Origin of the sequence: Pseudomonas sp. 2822-17 (genome assembly GCF_002742485.1) — a bacterium.
Taxonomy (GTDB): domain Bacteria; phylum Pseudomonadota; class Gammaproteobacteria; order Pseudomonadales; family Pseudomonadaceae; genus Aquipseudomonas; species Aquipseudomonas cyclaminis.
In genome coordinates this window covers 1-253 of sequence record NZ_LJRZ01000859.1, presented here as the reverse complement: position 1 = coordinate 253, position 253 = coordinate 1, and the positions used below count along the sequence as shown (strand labels likewise).

Here is a 253-nt window from a genome sequence, read left to right as displayed (position 1 = left end):
GTAAATAAGGTTCCTCCAACGATAATCATGTAAATCTCTGCGTATGCATATAGCTCAGCCTCTAAATTAAACATGTTAAGAATAGGGTGACGAAGGAAGACAATGACTGCACTGATAAATATCCCAAAAATTGCATTAAGGACTACAGCGTTTCCAATGGTTAAGCTGGCGTCTCTAGGTCTTCTAGCTCCTATGTATTGAGCAACTACTACCCCTGCCCCAATAGCAGTAAAGTTAAATAATACAAAAGCAA

At 38.7% G+C, this 253-nt stretch carries 1 protein-coding gene; it reads right to left on the bottom strand.

Annotated features, from left to right (window positions below):
• Nucleotides 1-253 (bottom strand): MATE family efflux transporter (locus AOA60_RS29525; protein WP_218240941.1); only part of this gene is annotated, 253 nt, incomplete at both ends.